This window comes from Methylocella sp., from assembly GCA_037200525.1.
Classification (GTDB): domain Bacteria; phylum Pseudomonadota; class Alphaproteobacteria; order Rhizobiales; family Beijerinckiaceae; genus Methylocapsa.
Map to the genome: position 1 here is coordinate 2,419,140 of JBBCGG010000001.1, position 17,306 is coordinate 2,436,445.

General features: G+C 61.3%; 18 protein-coding genes. 8 read left to right on the top strand and 10 right to left on the bottom strand.

Annotation, left to right across the window (positions count from 1 at the left end):
• Positions 1 to 307: 307 nt before the first annotated feature.
• Positions 308 to 2,185 carry a glucans biosynthesis glucosyltransferase MdoH gene (gene mdoH / locus WDN46_11845; protein ID MEJ0094097.1) on the bottom strand — a complete coding sequence of 626 codons (1,878 nt, stop codon included), beginning with the start codon at positions 2,183 to 2,185 and terminating at the stop codon, positions 308 to 310.
• A gap of 103 nt (positions 2,186 to 2,288) precedes the next feature.
• Between mdoH and WDN46_11850 the strand changes: the two genes are divergently transcribed.
• The 4 genes from WDN46_11850 to WDN46_11865 are packed head-to-tail and all read left to right on the top strand — an operon-like array spanning position 2,289 to position 5,520.
• Complete coding sequence (locus tag WDN46_11850) at positions 2,289 to 3,212, top strand: zinc-binding alcohol dehydrogenase (GenBank protein MEJ0094098.1); 924 nt, start codon at positions 2,289 to 2,291, stop codon at positions 3,210 to 3,212.
• An 18-nt stretch (positions 3,213 to 3,230) separates the two neighbouring features.
• Positions 3,231 to 3,635, top strand: coding sequence for a 6-carboxytetrahydropterin synthase (locus WDN46_11855; protein ID MEJ0094099.1), 405 nt, complete (start codon positions 3,231 to 3,233; stop codon positions 3,633 to 3,635).
• Entirely contained in the window at positions 3,635 to 4,690 is a 1,056-nt protein-coding gene (locus WDN46_11860) for a glycosyltransferase family 4 protein (protein ID MEJ0094100.1), read from the top strand. The genes WDN46_11855 and WDN46_11860 overlap by 1 nt, the downstream gene beginning before the upstream one ends.
• Positions 4,687 to 5,520, top strand: coding sequence for a class I SAM-dependent methyltransferase (locus WDN46_11865; GenBank protein ID MEJ0094101.1), 834 nt, complete (start codon positions 4,687 to 4,689; stop codon positions 5,518 to 5,520). The genes WDN46_11860 and WDN46_11865 overlap by 4 nt, the downstream gene beginning before the upstream one ends.
• Here WDN46_11865 and WDN46_11870 read toward each other — a convergent pair.
• The 3 genes from WDN46_11870 to WDN46_11880 all read right to left on the bottom strand — a co-directional run bounded on the left by WDN46_11870 (position 5,517) and on the right by WDN46_11880 (position 7,229).
• On the bottom strand, positions 5,517 to 6,074 hold the full coding sequence (locus WDN46_11870) for a cytochrome b/b6 domain-containing protein (protein MEJ0094102.1): 558 nt from the start codon (positions 6,072 to 6,074) through the stop codon (positions 5,517 to 5,519). The genes WDN46_11865 and WDN46_11870 overlap by 4 nt on opposite strands.
• A 129-nt stretch (positions 6,075 to 6,203) precedes the next feature.
• Positions 6,204 to 6,950 (bottom strand): RibD family protein, encoded by a 747-nt coding sequence (locus tag WDN46_11875; GenBank protein MEJ0094103.1) that lies wholly within the window; start codon positions 6,948 to 6,950, stop codon positions 6,204 to 6,206.
• A 111-nt stretch (positions 6,951 to 7,061) separates the two neighbouring features.
• A complete protein-coding gene (locus tag WDN46_11880; GenBank protein MEJ0094104.1) occupies positions 7,062 to 7,229 on the bottom strand; it encodes a hypothetical protein in 168 nt (55 codons plus the stop codon).
• A 91-nt stretch (positions 7,230 to 7,320) separates the two neighbouring features.
• On the opposite strand from WDN46_11880, the gene WDN46_11885 reads away from it, so the two are divergent.
• Positions 7,321 to 7,971, top strand: a complete 651-nt coding sequence (locus tag WDN46_11885) for a phosphoribosyltransferase (GenBank protein ID MEJ0094105.1) — start codon at positions 7,321 to 7,323, stop codon at positions 7,969 to 7,971.
• Positions 7,972 to 7,982: 11 nt separating this feature from the next.
• Here WDN46_11885 and WDN46_11890 read toward each other — a convergent pair whose 3' ends face one another.
• From WDN46_11890 to WDN46_11915, 6 genes are all read right to left on the bottom strand, one after another.
• Positions 7,983 to 8,243, bottom strand: a complete 261-nt coding sequence (locus WDN46_11890; protein MEJ0094106.1) for a hypothetical protein — start codon at positions 8,241 to 8,243, stop codon at positions 7,983 to 7,985.
• Between the two features lie 197 nt (positions 8,244 to 8,440).
• On the bottom strand, positions 8,441 to 9,703 hold the full coding sequence (locus tag WDN46_11895) for a CCA tRNA nucleotidyltransferase (protein MEJ0094107.1): 1,263 nt from the start codon (positions 9,701 to 9,703) through the stop codon (positions 8,441 to 8,443).
• Positions 9,700 to 9,960, bottom strand: a complete 261-nt coding sequence (locus WDN46_11900; GenBank protein MEJ0094108.1) for a DUF6111 family protein — start codon at positions 9,958 to 9,960, stop codon at positions 9,700 to 9,702. Before WDN46_11900 ends, WDN46_11895 begins: the two co-directional genes overlap by 4 nt.
• Positions 9,960 to 10,622, bottom strand: coding sequence for a CoA pyrophosphatase (locus WDN46_11905; GenBank protein MEJ0094109.1), 663 nt, complete (start codon positions 10,620 to 10,622; stop codon positions 9,960 to 9,962). The genes WDN46_11900 and WDN46_11905 overlap by 1 nt, the downstream gene beginning before the upstream one ends.
• On the bottom strand, positions 10,619 to 11,146 hold the full coding sequence (locus tag WDN46_11910; GenBank protein MEJ0094110.1) for a DUF1285 domain-containing protein: 528 nt from the start codon (positions 11,144 to 11,146) through the stop codon (positions 10,619 to 10,621). Before WDN46_11910 ends, WDN46_11905 begins: the two co-directional genes overlap by 4 nt.
• A 155-nt stretch (positions 11,147 to 11,301) precedes the next feature.
• Entirely contained in the window at positions 11,302 to 12,063 is a 762-nt protein-coding gene (locus WDN46_11915) for a hypothetical protein (protein ID MEJ0094111.1), read from the bottom strand.
• A gap of 464 nt (positions 12,064 to 12,527) precedes the next feature.
• Here WDN46_11915 and WDN46_11920 point away from each other — a divergent pair, with 464 nt between their 5' ends.
• Genes WDN46_11920 through WDN46_11930 form a run of 3 tightly spaced genes read left to right on the top strand, consistent with a single transcriptional unit; the run spans position 12,528 to position 17,274 of the window.
• The gene (locus WDN46_11920; GenBank protein MEJ0094112.1) at positions 12,528 to 13,529 is read left to right on the top strand and encodes a MoxR family ATPase; all 1,002 of its coding nucleotides are present in this window, start codon (positions 12,528 to 12,530) and stop codon (positions 13,527 to 13,529) included.
• A 2-nt stretch (positions 13,530 to 13,531) separates the two neighbouring features.
• A complete protein-coding gene (locus WDN46_11925) occupies positions 13,532 to 14,473 on the top strand; it encodes a DUF58 domain-containing protein (protein ID MEJ0094113.1) in 942 nt (313 codons plus the stop codon).
• Positions 14,473 to 17,274, top strand: coding sequence for a DUF4159 domain-containing protein (locus WDN46_11930; protein ID MEJ0094114.1), 2,802 nt, complete (start codon positions 14,473 to 14,475; stop codon positions 17,272 to 17,274). The genes WDN46_11925 and WDN46_11930 overlap by 1 nt, the downstream gene beginning before the upstream one ends.
• Positions 17,275 to 17,306: the final 32 nt, after the last annotated feature.

Here is a 17,306-nt window from a genome sequence, read left to right on the forward strand (position 1 = left end):
GCTATCGAATCCAATTGGCCGCCACATCGCATCGGAGCTCCCTGTGCTTTGGTGCCGCGAAATGCTGCTCAGCGGGTACACGCCGCAATGGATCGAAGTGATCGGCCGCGATGGCGAGCCCTTCGGCCGAGCCCGGCAGGGGCGCTGCGTTGAAGAGCGGCCTAGACGCAGCAGCATGTCTGCGCGGCGCGTGCGCCCCCCTCGAAATGAAATCCTCGACATAGGCCGCTCGGTCGCGCGCAAGACCCGCCTCCGCCAAAACTGGGGCAAATAGGCGCGGAGGGCGGCGGGGGCCGTCCTCGCGAATCTAAACCGATTCATAGCTCGGTTCGGGAACTAACACTTGCGGCTCTCTATGCTCCCGTTCTCGTCGAAGGTCTTTGAAAATCGCCGGTTCGACAATTTCCTCGGGAGTTGCGCAGAGGCCGGTCCGGGCGAGAAAGGCTCCCCACTGTGGAGAGGCGGTCGCCTTTGCAAAGGGGATGGCGATTAGATAGCCCAAGGTCAGCGGCAATGACCATAGCAGCAGGCGAGGAGCAAACGCGGCCCCAACCCCAAATATGAGAGCGCCAAACATAAGCTGCGGCCAAAGGCTTCGCGCGGCCACGCGCCACGAGATCGCATGGGCATCCCGCGCCTGTCCGCTCCATATCGCCGTTCGCTTAAAGAGCAGGCCGAGCATGAAGAGGCTTGTGCGGAATGTGGTGATAGGCCCAATGATAAAGGAAAACAGAATTTCGAGGCAAACGCTCGCCGCAAAACGCGCGACGCCGCCGTGCCGCTTGAGGCCGCCCGGCGTAATTGCGACATCGATAAAGCCGGCGAGCCTCGGCGAGAGATAACACACAAGAAAAAGCAGATAGAGAAGCGCTGTGGCGATAGTTGGGAAGCTAGATAAATTCTGCTGCGTCAGCGGCAAGAGAGCGACGAGCGCAATGATTGAGGTCCAGGCCGGAACGCCGATAAACATGCTGATCGCCCATAAGAGCTGAAAGCGGCTCATCGGAAAAAGCCCGGGCATGGAGAGCAATCTCAAATATTGCATGTTGCCTTCGCACCAGCGCAAATCCCGCCGCGTGAATTCAAGCAGATTTGGAGGATTGTCCTCGTAGCTGCCGCATTCGATTGGGAGCACGCGAACCTCGAATCCAGCGCGCCGCATCAGCACGGCTTCGATCTGATCGTGCGACAGAACATGCTGGTCGCCTTTAAGCTTTGGCAGCGCGCAATGCGCCCGGAATGGAGCGATGCGGACGAGCGCATTGTGCCCCCAGAAAGGGCCGCAGTCGGCAGCCCACCAGGCGGCCCCCATCGTATAGGGCCGCATGCCGTGCCGCATCCCGAACTGGAAAATGCGCGCAAAAGCCGAAGTAGACGGCGCGCCGACAACAAGGCTCTGCAGGATGCCAATACGGGGATGGGCTTCGCCGATGCGCACAAAGCGCACGATCGTTTCGCCATCCATCAAACTGTCGGCGTCGAGCAGAATCATGAATTCGAATTGGTCGCCGAAGCGGTCGCAAAAATCGCTGATGTTGCCGGCCTTGTAGCCGATGTTTCGGGATCGTCGGCGGTAGCGTAAACGGTCTGAGTCGTTGCCTCTCTGCGCATTCCAGTTGGCGAAGGCCTTATCCTCTTGCGCGGCGATGACGGGATCCGTGGTGTCGCTCAAAACAAACCAATCGAATTGAGCTCCTTCCCCGGTGGCATCGAGACTTTTCTTCATGACTCGCAACCGCGCGAGCACGCGCGAGACATCCTCGTTGCGGATCGTCATCAATATGGCTGTCCGGCTCCGCAGCCGGGTTGTCGCATCGCCTGCGCGAGCAAAAGGCGCCACGGACGCCAACCCGTTGGGGCTCCTATGGAGAAGCCATAAACCTAATGTCGCGTTGCAGAGCCCGAGCACGCTCCAGGGCGCAGTGACGGCGAAGGCTATGAAGATTGCAATGTAGATTGCGCTCCAGCCGACATGCTGAAAGAGGGCGCCGAGCCAAATAAGGAGAATCAGATAAACGGCTAGGTTGATCGCGGCGACGCAACGGCGGCGGCGGGTTAAATCTTTAAGCTTCTCCAGGCCAGCCGGCGCCGTCGCGAAATAGGGGTCATTCATGTCTTGGCAAAACTCATCGGCTGCAAACTGGCTGGCGCTCACGCCGCCTTTGTCGTAGAAGGGCCGGATCATAGAGGGGCAGATTATGGGGGTCGATACGACATCCGGACGCGCCGGGCGTCTCAAGGCGCGCGCCCTGTGGGTCGAGGCTCCGTGCACAGCCATGCTGCGAACGATGGCGATTGAAGATCCTGGCCCCGACGAAGCCCTTGTCGTTATGTCGTGGAGCTGCATCAGCCGCGGCACCGAGCGGCTAGTCTTTGAGGGGCGCGTGCCGATTTCGGAGAGAGAACGAATGCGGGCGCCTCTGCAGGAGGGAGAGTTTTCGTTCCCAGTGAAATATGGCTATTGCGCTGTTGGCAGAGTCGAGGCAGGCCCGGAAAAATGGCTTGGGCGGAATGTTTTCTGCCTGCATCCGCATCAGGACCGCTTTGTCGCGCCCCTCGGCCTGCTTTGCTCCATACCTGACAATATCGCGCCTCGCCGCGCGACGCTTGCAGCCAATATGGAGACCGCCCTCAACGGGCTGTGGGATTCTGGCGCTGGTCCCGGCGACCGGATTGTCGTGATTGGCGCCGGCCTTGTCGGCCTGCTGATTGCGGCGCTGGCTGGGGAGTTGCCGGGGGCCGAAGTCACCGTCGTCGATGCCGAGCCGGCTCGCGCCAGCATCGCCAAGTTGATTGGCGCTCGCTTTATCAGCGAGGCCGAGTTTCGATCAACTTGTCGCGATGAAGCCGATGTTGTCTTCCACTGCAGCGGAACGCAGGCTGGTCTATCGCTTGCACTCGCTTGCGCCGGGTTCGAGGCCACAATCGTCGAAATGAGCTGGTATGGCGATGCGCTGCTCAACCTCCCGCTGGGAGGCGGCTTCCACGCTAATCGGTTGCGGCTGATTTCATCCCAGGTTGGCCATGTCTCGCCATCGCGACGACCTCGATGGTCGTTCGCGCGGCGGCTAGGTAAGGCTTTGGAGCTGCTTGGCAGTGACCAATTTGACGCGTTGATCACCGAGGAAGTCAGTTTCGACGATCTCGCGCGCGATTTGCCCCGTATTCTGGCGTCCGACGCTCAAGGCGTCGCGACAGTGGTTCGCTACTGAAATATATAGGAAAAACAAATGTACGCCGTCGAAGTTCGTGAACATATCATGATAGCGCATAGCTTTCGCGGGGAGTTGTTTGGCCCGGCGCAACGGCTTCATGGCGCCACCTTTATTGTCGATGTCGCTTTTTTCCGTGAAACCTTGACGTCGGACGGCGTCGTCATCGACATTGGCCGCGCCCACGATGCCCTGAAGGCAATTCTTGCGCCGCTCAATTATCGCAATCTCGATGAGGTTGAGGCCTTTAAAGGTCAGCAAACGACGACGGAATTCATCTCGCGTCATATTTTTGAAGCGATGGCGGTCGCCGCGCGTTCGGGCGCGCTTGGCCCCGGCGGGGAGGGCGTCGACCGCATTCGCGTAACCTTGCATGAATCGCATGTGGCGCGCGCTTGGTTTGAGGGGGCTGTCGCTGGGTGATGCGGCTTCTGTTCGCAATTTCAGGCGATCTGTCATTGCGCACGGGCGGATATGGCTATGACAGGAGAGTGTTGCAGGAACTGCCCGGCTGCGGCGTCGATGTTCTTCACCTCGCTTTGCAAGGGAGCTTCCCAGACCCTGCTCCAGATGATGTGGCTCGCGCCGTGCGCGCTATAAATGACAATCTTCTGCCGGGCGACGTAGTTCTGGCTGATGGGCTCGCCTATGGCGCGCTGCCTGAGGATGCAATCCGCGCTATCAATGCGCCAATCATCGCCCTTTGCCACCATCCGCTCGGGTTAGAGACCGGACTGCCGCCGGCGCGCCGTCGCGCGCTTCTTGATAGCGAGCGAATGGCGTTGGCGCTCGCCGCTCATGTTATCGTAACAAGCGTACATACCAGCCTTTTGCTGGCGCAAGACTTCGATGTTTCGGCAAAACGCATTTCAGTCGCGCGTCCCGGCGTTGATCGCGCTGCGCGAGCTTCTGGATCAGGCGGACCGCCAACCCTGCTCGCCGTTGGCTCGATTATCCCGCGCAAGGGCTTTGACGTGCTCGTCGAAGCGCTCGCAGGGCTTACCGATTGCGACTGGCGCCTGCGGATTGCCGGCAGTCCCGCGCGCTCGCCCGAAACCGCGACGGCGCTCAATAGGCTCATCGAGATCCAAGGTCTTGGCGGTCGCGTCGAATGTCTTGGTGACTTATCCGCCGCAGCGCTCGCAGCCGTTTTCGACGCAAGCGATATCTTCGTGTCCTCCTCTCTCTATGAAGGTTATGGAATGGCGCTCGCCGAGGCCATGACCTGTGGCTTGCCTATCGTCGCGACAACGGGCGGCGCGGCGGCGGATACGGTTCCCGACATGGCCGGCTTGAAAGTTTCGCCCGGCGATGTCGTCGGCCTGCGGCAGGCCTTGCGAAGGATGATTTTGGACAATGAGTTGCGTTCGCGCTTGGCCGATGCGTCTTGGCGCGCTGGGCAGGATCTGCCTCGTTGGCATGATGCGGCGCTGGTGATCGCCAACGTCGCGCGCGACAGCGCGCCGGTTTCGCCGTGAGCGGCTTCTCCGCCGAATGGCTTGCTTTGCGTGAGCCTTTCGACCATCGCGCCCGCAACGCGCAACTGCGCGCCGCAGTGACCGCACATTTCGCGCAACGCGATCAAATTTCGATTGTTGATCTTGCCTGCGGAGCCGGCTCAAACCTGCGCGGTTTGGTGCCATATCTGCCGCTGCGCCAAACATGGCGGCTGGTAGATCACGATCCACGCCTGCTCGCAGCGGCGAAAAATGCGCTGATCGCTTGGGCGGATGCTTTGGAAAGCTTCGACCCTCTCATCCTTCTGAAAGGCGATCGCCGCATCGAAGTAATCTTTGCAGGAATTGACCTCGTCGCCGCGCCAGGCTCGGCCCTTGATCACGGGGCTGATCTCGTCACTTCCGCGGCCTTTTTCGATCTTGTATCCCCGGCTTGGATCAAAGTCTTTTGCGCCGAACTCGCGAGACGCAAGCAGCCGCTTTACGCCATCCTGACCTATTCGGGAGAGGAGGTCTGGCTTCCTCCGCATCCTGATGATGCGACGATCCTCCGCGCTTTTCATCAGCACCAGGGAAGAGACAAAGGCTTTGGTCCCGCCGCGGGACCACGCGGGGCGTTGCTTCTACGGGAGGCTCTGGAGGCGCAGGGCTTTCGAGTCGCTGTGGAGCTAAGCCCTTGGCGGCTCACCGCGGCGGATTACCCGCTTGTCGAAGCTCTCGCCGATGGCATCGCCGCAGCCGCGGCTGAGACGCAATCAGCGCCGGCGGCGATGATTGCAAATTGGCGGGACGCCCGCCGCCGCGCGACAGGCTGCGAGATCGGGCATAGCGATCTTTTTGCAATTCCCTAGCCGCGCCAGCTGACAGGGAGCATCCTAAAGATCAGACCATCGCGCTTGACAAAGCCGTGAAGGAAAGCCCCCGCGATATGAATGGCGACGACTCCGGCGATGACAAAACCAACAAGACCGTGGAGCTGGAATAGAATTTTAGAAAGCGGCTCATCCTTGCCGATGAGAGCGGGGAGTTTGCCGAGGCCAAAGAAGGCCGGCCCAAGACCATAGGCGGACAAAGCCAGCCAGCCAAGAAGTGGGGCCAGAAACAATAATAAATAGAGCGCTCGATGGACCGCGATCGAAAGGATGCGCTCTGTCCGCGTGAGGGTAGGATATGGAGGGGGCGCTCCGCGCAATCGTTGGATGAGGCGCACAACCATCAGCGCCAAGACCGTGACGCCAAAAGATTCATGGAAGAAGAACATCCAGTCTTGAAGGGAGCCTTCGGGCAAATCCGCCATGATGACGCCCACTGGAATTAGCGTGATGACAATCGCGGCGACAATCCAGTGAAGCCATTTGGCCGCCGCCGAATAATCCTGCCCGTTCTCGGCGTATGTCCCGCTCATCGGTTGCTCGCATTATCGTTCATGCCGTTGGTCATACGATGGCCAACGTCCATGCTGAAAATCCGTCAAGTTCTAAAGGAATTGAGAAAAAGGATCGAAGATCATGGTCCCGCTGCGGATAAATACAGGTCAGTTCGATTGTTGCGGACAGGTCGATAGATCACAGTCAAACAATACGTCTCCGCCGCCGAGAAAGTAGACCTTGGTGCGAGGACGGCGCGCAAGCTTGAGTTCCGGCACCGGAGAAAGTTCGAATCCTGACCGTCCAGACCCGATGATAACCGGCGCCACCAGTACATGCAGTCGGTCGATGCAGCCTGCGTCAATAAAGCCGGCGAGCGTACGCGGGCCCCCCTCAATAAGCAGCCGGCTCAACCCTCTGGCGAATAGAGCCTCAACAATGGCCTTGGGTTCAATTTTGCCGTTCTTAGCTGCAAGCTGAATAGTTTCAACTCCCGACGGAACCGCGGCCGGCGCCGTAGTAATGAGAATGCGGCGGGCGCCGTCGCAAGCTAACCATTTACCCAGAGAACCCAATCGACCGGACGAATCGATTACTACTCGGGCTGGGCTATTTCCCTTTGTCCGCCGCACCGTGAGCTGAGGATCGTCAGCAATGATTGTTCCGGTTCCAATAATTACTGCGTCGACATGCGCGCGAAGACGGTGCAGATGATCGAGCCCCGCCGCACCACTAATATCACGGGATTCGCCGCTAATCGTGGCGACCCGACCATCGAGCGATTGCCCAATTTGCGCTACAATAAAGGGACGGTTTGGATCCGCATCGTAAAACGGGAAGAAAATATCGCTGGAATTTGATGGAGTCGGCGCTGCATAGTCTTGGGGCTCTAAGATGGCTTCGGTCCGTTCCACAGGTCCTCCAATATAGTGCAGCTGTCTCGGGTCGCGATACCGAACCCGCTGTCCAGCTTGCTTTAGATAGGGGCTAAAAAGCTTCGGAGCTATTGCCGCTAATCTGTCTTCTTAATCATCCCTGACGCGGGCCAAAATGACGTCGAGCGTAGGATAGCTGAAACTCACGCCGCCGGTCCATAGCTGTACGCGAATTTCGATGAGGGACGCTGCGCCGGAAGCCTCGATAGCCCAAATCATCTGGATGAGGGGGCAGCCGTAAGATGCGCTCGCGCGCAAGCGACTCGGCGAAAAACCGGACCGGATCGTTTGCGATACGAGTGACTGGTTCCGGGCGCGTCCCCGCCCTCCGGCGGAAGGGAGGCGAAATATGTCCAACAAGGTCGCGACGTTTTCGGATCGTCGGGAGGCTGGGCGTCGCCTCGCGCGCGCATTGGCGAAATTCGCTCGATCGAGCCCCGTGATCTTAGCGCTGCCGCGGGGGGGCGTGCCGGTTGCCTTCGAGGTCGCCAAGGCGCTGCATGCGACGCTTGATCTGCTGATCGTCCGCAAGATCGGCGCGCCGGGACACGAAGAATTAGGGCTCGGCGCCGTGGTCGACGGCAGCGACCCGCAAATTGTGATGAATGAGGAAGCGATGCGCATCGTCCATCCCCCGCCGGGGTACGTCGAGGCCGAAGCGCAGCGGCAATTTCAGGAGATCGAACGGCGGCGGCGGCTGTACCTTGGTCAGCGCCGGGCTGCGCCGATAAAGGGACGCTTCGTGATCGTCGTTGACGATGGGATCGCGACTGGCGGCACAATTCGAGCCGCTTTGAAAGCGCTTCGCCGCGCGGGGGCCAAGCGCATCGTGTTGGCGGTTCCGGTGGCCCCGCGCGATACGCTCGATGCGCTGCGGCTGGAGGCCGACGAGATCGTCTGCCTCAGCACGCCCGAACCATTTTCGGCCGTGGGCCTGCATTACGCCGACTTCAAACAGACCTCGGACGAGGAGGTCATTCAACTGCTCAAAGCGATTTAAATCGATCTGCTCTAATCGGCGGTCGGCAGCCGCCGCATGGTGAATTCGATCCTGTCGCCGGCGAGTTCGCGCCAGGATTCAATTTCGGTCATATAGGCTGCCTTCGGAAACTTGTCGAACCACTCGCGGGCTTTGTCGCGCGCCTCGCCCCGCGGCAAATTGAACGTCTCGCGCCGCCAAGCTTCCGGTCGGGCGTCTTGATCAGCTCGCGCGCGCGCCCGTCTGGCGAGGCGGCGCGCTATGTCCGATGGTGTCTTGTGGTCCGCGCTCATTGCGCAACTCCCGACCGCCCAGCCGTCATTATAGCGCGGCGGACCGCGGACTAAAACCTGGACCCAATCTTAACAAGACTTTGGCCTTCTAGTTGCTGGAAGACTGGCGACAGGGTTAATGGTTTGGCGGGAGCTTGCAGCCGGCGCAACGCGCCACCGGCGGCTAGCCGACCATCGGTCGCGTCATCAGCAAGGGGTCAACGCGCGCGCTCGATCGCTTCGTCGAGCATCCGCGCCAACTGATCAGGATCGTCCGGAAAGCCCGCTTTGATCCAGCGATCCTTCAGATCATTCAAAACCTCACCGACGGCCTTGCTGCTGACGAGGCCGCGCGACAGCAGATCCACGCCGGCAAACGGTAAACGCGGCTCCGGCGCCTCCTGAAGAAAAACTCTCGCATTTATCCATGGCGCCGCACTGCCCGCATCCGCTTCCGCAAGCAGAAGCGCGTCCTGCGCAGCCTGCCGCCCATGCAGAAAAAGCAAGCGGCGCAATTCATCTTGCCCTGGGGCCTCGTAGCGGCCGTGCAAGGAGGTCAGCGCCACCGCGGCGCGCTCGAGGCGTTGATGTTCCGCGTTGGAAAGGCGCAGGCGCTGGGCGAGGCGCTCGGCGTCCTCGGGCAGATTGAGAGAAAGCGCCGCGAGGCTCATGAGGGCGTCCGGACGGCCGCCTGCGATATTCGCCGCCACGCGCCGAAGCCGGGCAGGGTTGGGCGCCGAGGCGAGCAGCGGGCCGAGCAGCCCGGCGTCGGTCATCTCTTGCGCGACCTCGACGGCGCGCCGCGCAACAAGAAACTTCAAAAGCTCCGCCCGCACTCTTTCGCGCGAAAGCCGCGCCAGCCCCTCTCGTTCGCGCATCGCCGCGAGAAGCCCGGCTGAATCAAGCGGACCTTCGCCGAAATCAGCCGAAAAGCGGAAAAAGCGCAGGATGCGCAGATAGTCCTCGCGGATGCGCCGCGCCGGTTCGCCGATGAAGCGCAGTTTCTTCGCGGCAATGTCGTCAAGGCCGCCGACATAATCGAAAAGACGGCCGTCCTGCGCCAGAAACAACGCGTTCATGGTGAAATCCCGCCGCAGAGCGTCGGTCCTGAAATCGCGGCCAAAGCGAACGCTCGCGTGGCGTCCGTCCGTCTCGATGTCTTCGCGCAGGCTCGTCACTTCAAAAGGCTCGCCTTCGACGAGGAGGGTTACAGTGCCATGCGATATGCCGGTTGGAATCGAGCGAAGGCCCGCGGCGCGCGCGCGCTGCACAATCAGATCAGGCGGCGCCGTGGTGGCGAGATCAATTTCGTGAACGTCGCGGCCGAGCAGGGCGTTGCGCAAGGCGCCGCCGACGATGCGGGTTTCTTCGCCATCGCGGTCGATGGCGGCGAAGATGTGTTTGAGGGATGGGTTTTGCAGCAGGGGAGCCAGCGCGTCTGGCGCTTTTACCCCCGAAGGTTCGGAAGTCGCCTTGCTCATTGCAGCTGTCCCGGCGTCAGCCTGCCGTTTTCGATATGGGCGGGGACATAGGTGCCCTGATGTCGCGGCGAGAAAAGGCCAAAAGCGAAGACGCCGACGACCGTCGTGAAAAGCCCAGCCAGAACCAAGGTCGCGACGTCGCTGCGGGTCCAGTGGTCCACCGCAAAAGGATATCTTTGGCGCAGGATGAGATAGATCACATAGGCGACGAATGGAGAGCCGAACAGCAGCGCCGGCTCGAGGATGATGCGCCACATTAAGAGTACAGCCTTTCGTAGAGATTGCGCAGTATGCCGGCGGTGACGCCCCAAATGTAGCGCTCGCCGTAGGGCATCGCATAGAATTGGCGCATCCGGCCCTCAATTTCCCGCGCGCCGAGCTTATGGTTGGCGGCGTCCATGAGAAAAGCGAAAGGCGCTTCGAACATATCCTCGACCTCGCCCGGATCGAGGGTCGGGACAAAGCCGGGCGCCACCTTGGCGACGACCGGGATGATGCGAAAGCCGGTGCCGGTGACATAAGGGTCGAGATAGCCGAGCGGCTCGACGCGGCCGGGCGGCAGGCCGATTTCCTCGAAGGCCTCCCGCACCGCGGCGGCGGCGGGGCTTTCGTCCTGCGCCTCGATCTTGCCGCCGGGAAACGAGATCTGGCCGGGATGAACGCGCAGGTTCGCCGCCCTCTGAGTGAAAATAATCCGGATCTCTTGGGGGTAGGCGACAAGCCCGACGAGCACCGCAGCCGCCCGCGCGCCGGCGGCAAGAGCGAACGCGGTAGGGAGGCCATCCAATATGTCGTCTCCCAACGCCTGATCGCTCAGGATATGATCCTCGCTCTGCGGAGTCAGCGCAAAGCTCAGCCGTCGGTTGATTTGTGCGAAGACGCTTGATGGATGGAAACGCTCATTATTATTGATATTCAAATGTTTGTCTCGATGGTCTCAATCTCGTCCGCATCCGCCAGCGGAAAAAATGCGCCGGCTGAAAATACGCCGAAACGCTGCGTGCCGTCATGCGCCTTGATTTCGCAGAGCGCAATGAGATCGATCAGCAGACTGCGTTTGAGGAGCGCCCAAAGCTTTCCACGCACAAGAACATAGGGCTTCACGCCGTTTTCAGCGCCGCGCTCGAAGCGCAGCGGGTGTTTCGCGTCGACGCTCACCCAATCGTCGACATTTGTGCGAAACCGCAGAGTTTGCGTTGATCCTTCTCCCGCCGCCTCCATTTCCACGGCGATGAAGGGCGCGTCCTCCACGATGATGCCGACGCGTTCGGCTGGCGTCACGAGAACATAGCGCTCGGGGTCCTTGCGCAGGATTGTCGAGAACAGCCGAACAAGGGCGGGCCGTGCGATTGGCGTGCCTTGGTAAAACCAGACTCCGTCGCGGGCGATCCTCATGTCGATGTCGCCGCAAAAAGGCGGATTCCAGTCGTCAACGCCGCCCATCTCAGTCTTCTTCTGCGTTTGCGCCTATCCTTATTCGCGTTGTTCTTATAGCGCGCGGCCATATTAAATGCTTATGGCCAACGTAGGAGTTCGATTGATCAATCATCGACGAAAGGCGACTTGCCGCGCTGAAAGCATCCAGTGAGCGGCGGGGTTTAGATGGCGGGCAACGGCCGGCCCAAAAGACGCGCCAGCCAAAGCGCCCAAATCGGAGCGACCACGACAGTTAAAAGTAGGAACAACAAGCCGGTGGCGATGCCGCTGTTCGAAGCAGCGACGTCGAAGACGATGGCCGCCACCTCAAGCAGAATGAAGAAAGCGAAAGCAAAGGTCATGAGCGCCCAACGGCGGAGTGCTGGAACCTCGATTGTCGCCGTGGCCAGAAGCAGAAGTCCCAGCGCCCCGATCACATAACCCGCCACGGACAGCCACACGCCGAAAGTCTGGATTTCCAAGAATGCTGTCCACAATCCGGCTTGGGCGGCGGGCGCGAGAGCCGTTCCAAGGCGGCTGATGATCAGCCAATGACTGAACAACATTACATCGACGAGAATTCCGAAAGCCATGGCGATGACCATACAAGTCCGCATTAACTCGCCGCGGATGTCGCCGGGGCCGACGAGCTGCCGAAGCACCACGCCAAGAAGCAGAAGCGCGAAGTCGGCCGCGGCGAAACAAGCAAAAGCCAGCAAATAGAACAGCGCGCCCTGTTCGAGAGCCCCGAAATATTTGGCGAGGGCTTCGGGCGAGGCCGTCACCCTTGGGTCGAATGCGACCGGGACGGCGATGCCGGCGTAGGCGTAAAGCAACCCCGTCAAGAACCAGCCGCCAGCGAAAAGAATAGCGATCCATCGCCCATAGACATGCCATCGCGGCAGGGGTCGGGTTAGATCGATGGCGAGGTGTATTGCGGTCATGGCTCTATCCGCCCTTTCAGGTCGTAAGGTTTCTTGGGTGGCCTTTATCTCGCCAGCCATTCTGCGCCGGGGCGGCGCGATCCTCTGTAGCTAGCGGCGCATCACCAATAGAGCGGCAAATGTGAAATATGAATAAATCTCGGCTGAAGCGACGCAGGCGACAATCTATTCCGTCCGAAACGGCGCGACGCTGAGACCTTCGCAGCGTGTGCATAGAAGGGTAGGGCGTCAGCTTTTCTTGATTATGCTCCGGGTAAAATTTTCGAGTTCGTTTTGTCTCGGAATCCTGAGTAAAATCAATTGAAGTTTCCTCGGCGCATGGCGCTCAGGCCATCAAAAAGAGCCAAATCGCGGAGATTCTGACCCATTCTGATCGACAATCCGATTTGGGTGGACCATCTAACAGGCTATGAACAAAGCAAAATTGCTTTGTTGGCGGCGGAAAGCCGAAAGGGCGCAATCTTATGCCGGAACCTATTACGGCTTCCTTCGAAGCCGCCATGGCGCGCACAGCCGAGACGGCGCTGGAGCGGATCGCCGCCGCGCGAGCGGCAATTGAAACCACGATCTTCGGCCAGACGCAGGTCGTCGAGGAGGCTTTGGTCACGCTTTTATCGGGAGGCCACGGTCTCCTCGTTGGGGTGCCCGGCCTCGCCAAAACCAAACTCGTCGAGACTTTAGGAACCGTGCTTGGCCTCAATGCCCGCCGCGTGCAGTTCACGCCGGACTTGATGCCGGCCGATATTCTCGGCTCCGAAGTGCTGGAGGAGGCGGCCGACCGGCGGCGCAGCTTCCGTTTCGTTCCGGGGCCGATCTTCGCGCAATTGCTGATGGCCGACGAGATCAACCGGGCGAGCCCGCGCACGCAATCTGCCTTGCTTCAGGCGATGCAAGAATATCATGTTTCCGTCGCTGGGGAGCGCCATGATCTGCCGCAGCCTTTCCACGTGCTGGCGACGCAAAATCCGCTGGAGCAGGAAGGAACCTATCCGCTCCCCGAGGCCCAGCTTGACCGCTTTTTGATGCAGATCGACGTCACCTATCCCGATCGCGCGGCGGAGCGGCGCATCCTCATCGAAACCACGGGCGACGATCAGGTCGCGCCAAAGCGCGTGATGAGCGCTGAGGAGTTGATGGCGATGCAGCGGTTGGTGCGCCGGATTCCGATCGGCGATAGCATCATCGAAGCCATTCTCGACGTTGTTCGTTCGGCGCGTCCAGGCGAAGGCGATCCCGCCATTACGCAGCACGTGTCCTGGGGCCCGGGGCCGCGCGCCGCGCAGGCGTTGATGCTGGCGACGAGAGCCCGCGCGCTGCTTGGCGGCCGCTTGTCGCCGTCGCTCGATGATGTCGCAGCGCTTGCCGTCCCCGTATTGAAGCACCGCATGGCATTGACTTTTTCGGCGCGGGCGGAAGGCGAAACAGTCACGGGTCTCATCACGCAGCTGACCGGGCGGATTGGCTGACGATGTCGCAGGTTCGGCTGCTCGATCAGATTGATAGTCGGGTCAGCGGGCGCCATCAGGATGATGCGCTTTCGCTGGCGCGGCGGTTCCCGAGCCTGCTCGTCGCCGCGCGCGAGGTTGCGGCCAGCGTCATGCATGGCGTGCATGGGCGCAAGCGCGCTGGCGCTGGCGAAACATTCTGGCAATTTAGGCCCTTCGTCACTGGCGAGGCGAGAGGCCGGATCGATTGGCGCCGCTCCGCCCGCGACGAAAGGCTTTATGTGCGCGAGCGGGAGTGGGAAGCAGCGCACACAGTGATGATCTGGATCGATCGTTCGGCCTCCATGCGCTTTGCCTCGAAGCTGGCCTTGCAGCCGAAGATCGATCGCGCCCTCGTCCTTGGCCTTGCCGTCGCCGATCTCTTGATGCGCGGCGGCGAACGCGTCGGGCTGCTCGGCCTCACGCCGCCGCTTGCGGCGCGCAATATCGTCGAGCGCTTCGGCGAGGTTTTGCTCAGCGAGGAGCGCAGCCCCGGATACGAGCCGATCGAATTGCCGCCATCTGCTAGTCTCGCCCGCAATATGCAGGCCGTTGTGATCGGCGATTTCCTCAGCGATCCCAGTCAGATCGCCAAGATGATCGAGTCCGTCAGCGCGCGCGGCGCGCGGGGCCATCTCGTCATGATCGTCGACCCGGTCGAGGAGACCTTTCCTTTCGCGGGCCATACCGAATTCATTGACGTCGACTCGCCCGCGCGTTTGCGCGTTGGTCAGGCCGAAACCTTCCGCGCCGATTATATTCGCCGGCTCAATTCCCATCGCGATTCGATCAGGTCCGCCGCGCGGAGTCGGGGCTGGACCGTCATGCTGCATCGCACCGACCGGCCGGCGTCGGAGGCTTTGCTTTCGCTGCGGATGCAACTTGAAGCCAATCTTCATAATGCCGCAGCAGGATTGGCGCTGTGATGTTGGGCATCCCGCTCGCCTTTACCGTACCTTTGGCGCTCTGCGCTCTTGTCGGCCTGCCGCTGCTCTATTTCCTGCTGCGGGTTACGCCGCCGCACCCGCGACAGGTGCCATTTCCGCCGCTGCGGCTTTTTCTCGATCTTCTCCCGACCAGCCAAACGCCCCGCCGGACGCCCTGGTGGCTTCTGGCTCTGCGCCTCGCCATCGCCGCTTGCATCATCTTCGCGATGGCGGGCCCCGTATTGAACCCGACGCCGCTCGCGGCGGGGGCGGGGCCTTTGCTGATTGTGCTGGATGATGGCTGGCCAGCGGCTCCAGCCTGGGAGCGTAGACTGAAAGCCGCCGCGCAACGGATCGATGCGGCGGGACGGCGTTCGCAACCCATTGCTATTGTCGCGACCTCGGATGGACCGCGCGCGATCACGCCGGTTGACGCGGGCAAGGCGCTGGAGCGGTTACGCGCGATCAAGCCGGCGCCGTATGTTCCAGATCGTCTCCCGGTTTTGGGCGCGATAGAACGGTTCATCGCGGCGCATCCCGAACCGTCCATTGTCTGGATCGCGGACGGCATTGAGGCTGGCCACGCCCGCGAGTTCGCGGAAAAGCTCGCGGCGCTCTCGAACCAACTCTCGCTTGTCGCTGACGCCGAGGCCGTCAGAGCGTTGGCCGGGCCGCAAAATCTCGCCGGCGGCCTGGAGGCGCGCGTGCTGCGCTCCGCCGCAAGCGGGCCTGAGATTGGCGAGGTGCGAGCGCTTGACGTCAAAGGGCTTGCGATCGGCGCCGCGCCGTTCGACTTCGCCGCCAAAACCGAGACTGTCGCCCGCTTTGAATTGCCGGTCGAATTGCGCGACGAGATCGTCCGGCTTGAAATTTCGGACGAACGATCGGCGGCGGCGGTTTCGCTTCTGGACGAGCGCTGGCGCCGGCGCGCCATCGGCCTCGTCAGCGGCGAGGCGGCGGACGTGTCGCAGCCTTTGCTCGCGCCGAATTATTATTTGAAGAAAGCTCTGGCGCCTTTCGCGGACGTGCGCGAGGCCCGGCCAGGCACGGCCGATCCCATCCATGCTTTGCTCGAGGAGCATGTCGCGATCATGATCCTCGCCGACGTCGGCACGGTGTCAGGCGCAGAGCATGACGAATTACGCCGTTTCGTCGAGGAGGGCGGTATTCTTCTGCGCTTCGCCGGATCAAGGCTCGCCGCGGCCTCAGATGATCTCGTTCCCGTCCGGCTGCGGCGCGGCGGTCGCGTGCTCGGCGGCTCGATGTCTTGGGATACGCCCAAGAATCTGGCGGCTTTCAACCGGCAGAGTCCATTTTTCGGATTGGGCGTTCCAAATGAAGTGACGGTGACGCGTCAGGTTCTGGCCGAGCCCGACCCTGGTTTGGCGGCCAAGACCTTGGCCCAGCTCTCCGACGGGACGCCGCTCGTGACCGCTATGCGGCTTGGCAAGGGAATGACCATTCTGTTTCATGTCACGGCCGACACCACCTGGTCGAACTTGCCGATTTCAGGCCTCTTCGTCGATATGCTGCGCAAGATCGTCGACTTGTCGGGAGAAACCGCGCATGACGCCGCACAGGATTTGGCCAAAGATCCGAGTGCGGCGGCGGATCAGGCTAGAACCGTTGCGCCGACGAAAACGCTCGATGGTTTCGGCGTGCTCGGCGCGCCGCCGGCAAGCGCCAAACCGATCTCAATCGGCTATGACGGCGGCGCCGATGCGGAGCATTTGCCCGGCTTCTACGGCCCGACGGATGCGCTTGTCGCAGTCAATACGTTGCGCGCGAACGAGACCATCGCCAAAGTAGACTTCTCGGGCATCGGATTGAGGGCTGATGCTTTGCGCGCCGGCGAACCGATCGATTTGGCGCCTTTCTTGATTGCAGCCGCCTTTGTGATGTTTTGCCTCGATGCTTTGGCTTCGCAGTGGCTTGCAGGTGGGCTGCGCATCTCGCGCCGCGCCGTCGCTGCGCTTGCGCTCGTCGCTTTGTGCTGCGGATTTTTCGCAGCCCCGATGCGGGTTGAAGCCGAACCGGCGGCGCAGGCGATATCGCCGCGAGACCTTGCTTCCGCGCTGACGACGAGGCTTGCTTACGTCGTCAGCGGCGACGCCAAAGTGGATGAGGCGAGCCGGGAGGGTCTCCTCAGCCTCTCGCGCGTGCTGGCGCGACGCACCTCTCTGACGCCCGGCGAGCCCATCGGCGTCGATCCGGCGCGCGACGAGCTCAGCTTTTATCCGCTGCTTTATTGGCCGATCGTCGCCTCGCGTCCGCAGCCGCCACAGGCGGCCATCGCCAAGATCAGCGCCTTCATGAAGCAAGGCGGGACTATTGTGTTCGACACGCGCGATGCCGAAGCCACGCGGCCGGGCGGGGCGCCGACTCCGGAAGCAAGCTGGCTGCGGCAATTGCTTGACGGGGTCGACGTGCCCGAACTGGAGCCGGTGCCGCCCGATCACGTGGTGACCAAAACCTTCTATCTTCTCGACGGTTTTGTCGGCCGCTACACGAATGGAGCGACCTGGATCGAGGCGCTCCCGCCAGCTCCTGCGGATGGCGAAGCGCGTCCGGTGCGCTCTGGCGATGGCGTATCGCCGATCATCATCACCGCGAATGATCTCGCGGCCGGCTGGGCCAGCGATGCTGATGGCGAAAGTCTTTATGCGCTCAACCCTGGCGGACGGCGACAGCACGAAATGGCCTTGCGCGGCGGCGTCAATCTCGTGATGTATACGTTGACCGGCAATTATAAGGCCGATCAGGTCCATGTCCGCGACCTTCTGGAACGCCTTGCGCATTAGCATGCTCCCGAAAAGTTGCAGACTTTTCGGAC

Bases quoted from the DNA above. Each gene is read 5' to 3' on its own strand.
- WDN46_11900 (MEJ0094108.1), bottom strand. From the start codon at position 9,960: ATGTGGCGCATCATCCTCGAGCCGGCGCTGCTGTTCGGCTCTCCATTC.
- WDN46_11910 (MEJ0094110.1), bottom strand. From the start codon at position 11,146: ATGGGCGGCGTTGACGACTGGAATCCGCCTTTTTGCGGCGACATCGAC.
- WDN46_11850 (MEJ0094098.1), top strand. From the start codon at position 2,289: ATGGCGATTGAAGATCCTGGCCCCGACGAAGCCCTTGTCGTTATGTCG.
- WDN46_11885 (MEJ0094105.1), top strand. From the start codon at position 7,321: ATGTCCAACAAGGTCGCGACGTTTTCGGATCGTCGGGAGGCTGGGCGT.
- WDN46_11930 (MEJ0094114.1), top strand. From the start codon at position 14,473: ATGTTGGGCATCCCGCTCGCCTTTACCGTACCTTTGGCGCTCTGCGCT.
- WDN46_11920 (MEJ0094112.1), top strand. From the start codon at position 12,528: ATGCCGGAACCTATTACGGCTTCCTTCGAAGCCGCCATGGCGCGCACA.
- WDN46_11895 (MEJ0094107.1), bottom strand. From the start codon at position 9,703: ATGAGCAAGGCGACTTCCGAACCTTCGGGGGTAAAAGCGCCAGACGCG.
- WDN46_11890 (MEJ0094106.1), bottom strand. From the start codon at position 8,243: ATGAGCGCGGACCACAAGACACCATCGGACATAGCGCGCCGCCTCGCC.
- WDN46_11870 (MEJ0094102.1), bottom strand. From the start codon at position 6,074: ATGAGCGGGACATACGCCGAGAACGGGCAGGATTATTCGGCGGCGGCC.
- WDN46_11855 (MEJ0094099.1), top strand. From the start codon at position 3,231: ATGTACGCCGTCGAAGTTCGTGAACATATCATGATAGCGCATAGCTTT.
- WDN46_11915 (MEJ0094111.1), bottom strand. From the start codon at position 12,063: ATGACCGCAATACACCTCGCCATCGATCTAACCCGACCCCTGCCGCGA.
- WDN46_11860 (MEJ0094100.1), top strand. From the start codon at position 3,635: ATGCGGCTTCTGTTCGCAATTTCAGGCGATCTGTCATTGCGCACGGGC.
- mdoH (MEJ0094097.1), bottom strand. From the start codon at position 2,185: ATGATCCGGCCCTTCTACGACAAAGGCGGCGTGAGCGCCAGCCAGTTT.
- WDN46_11925 (MEJ0094113.1), top strand. From the start codon at position 13,532: ATGTCGCAGGTTCGGCTGCTCGATCAGATTGATAGTCGGGTCAGCGGG.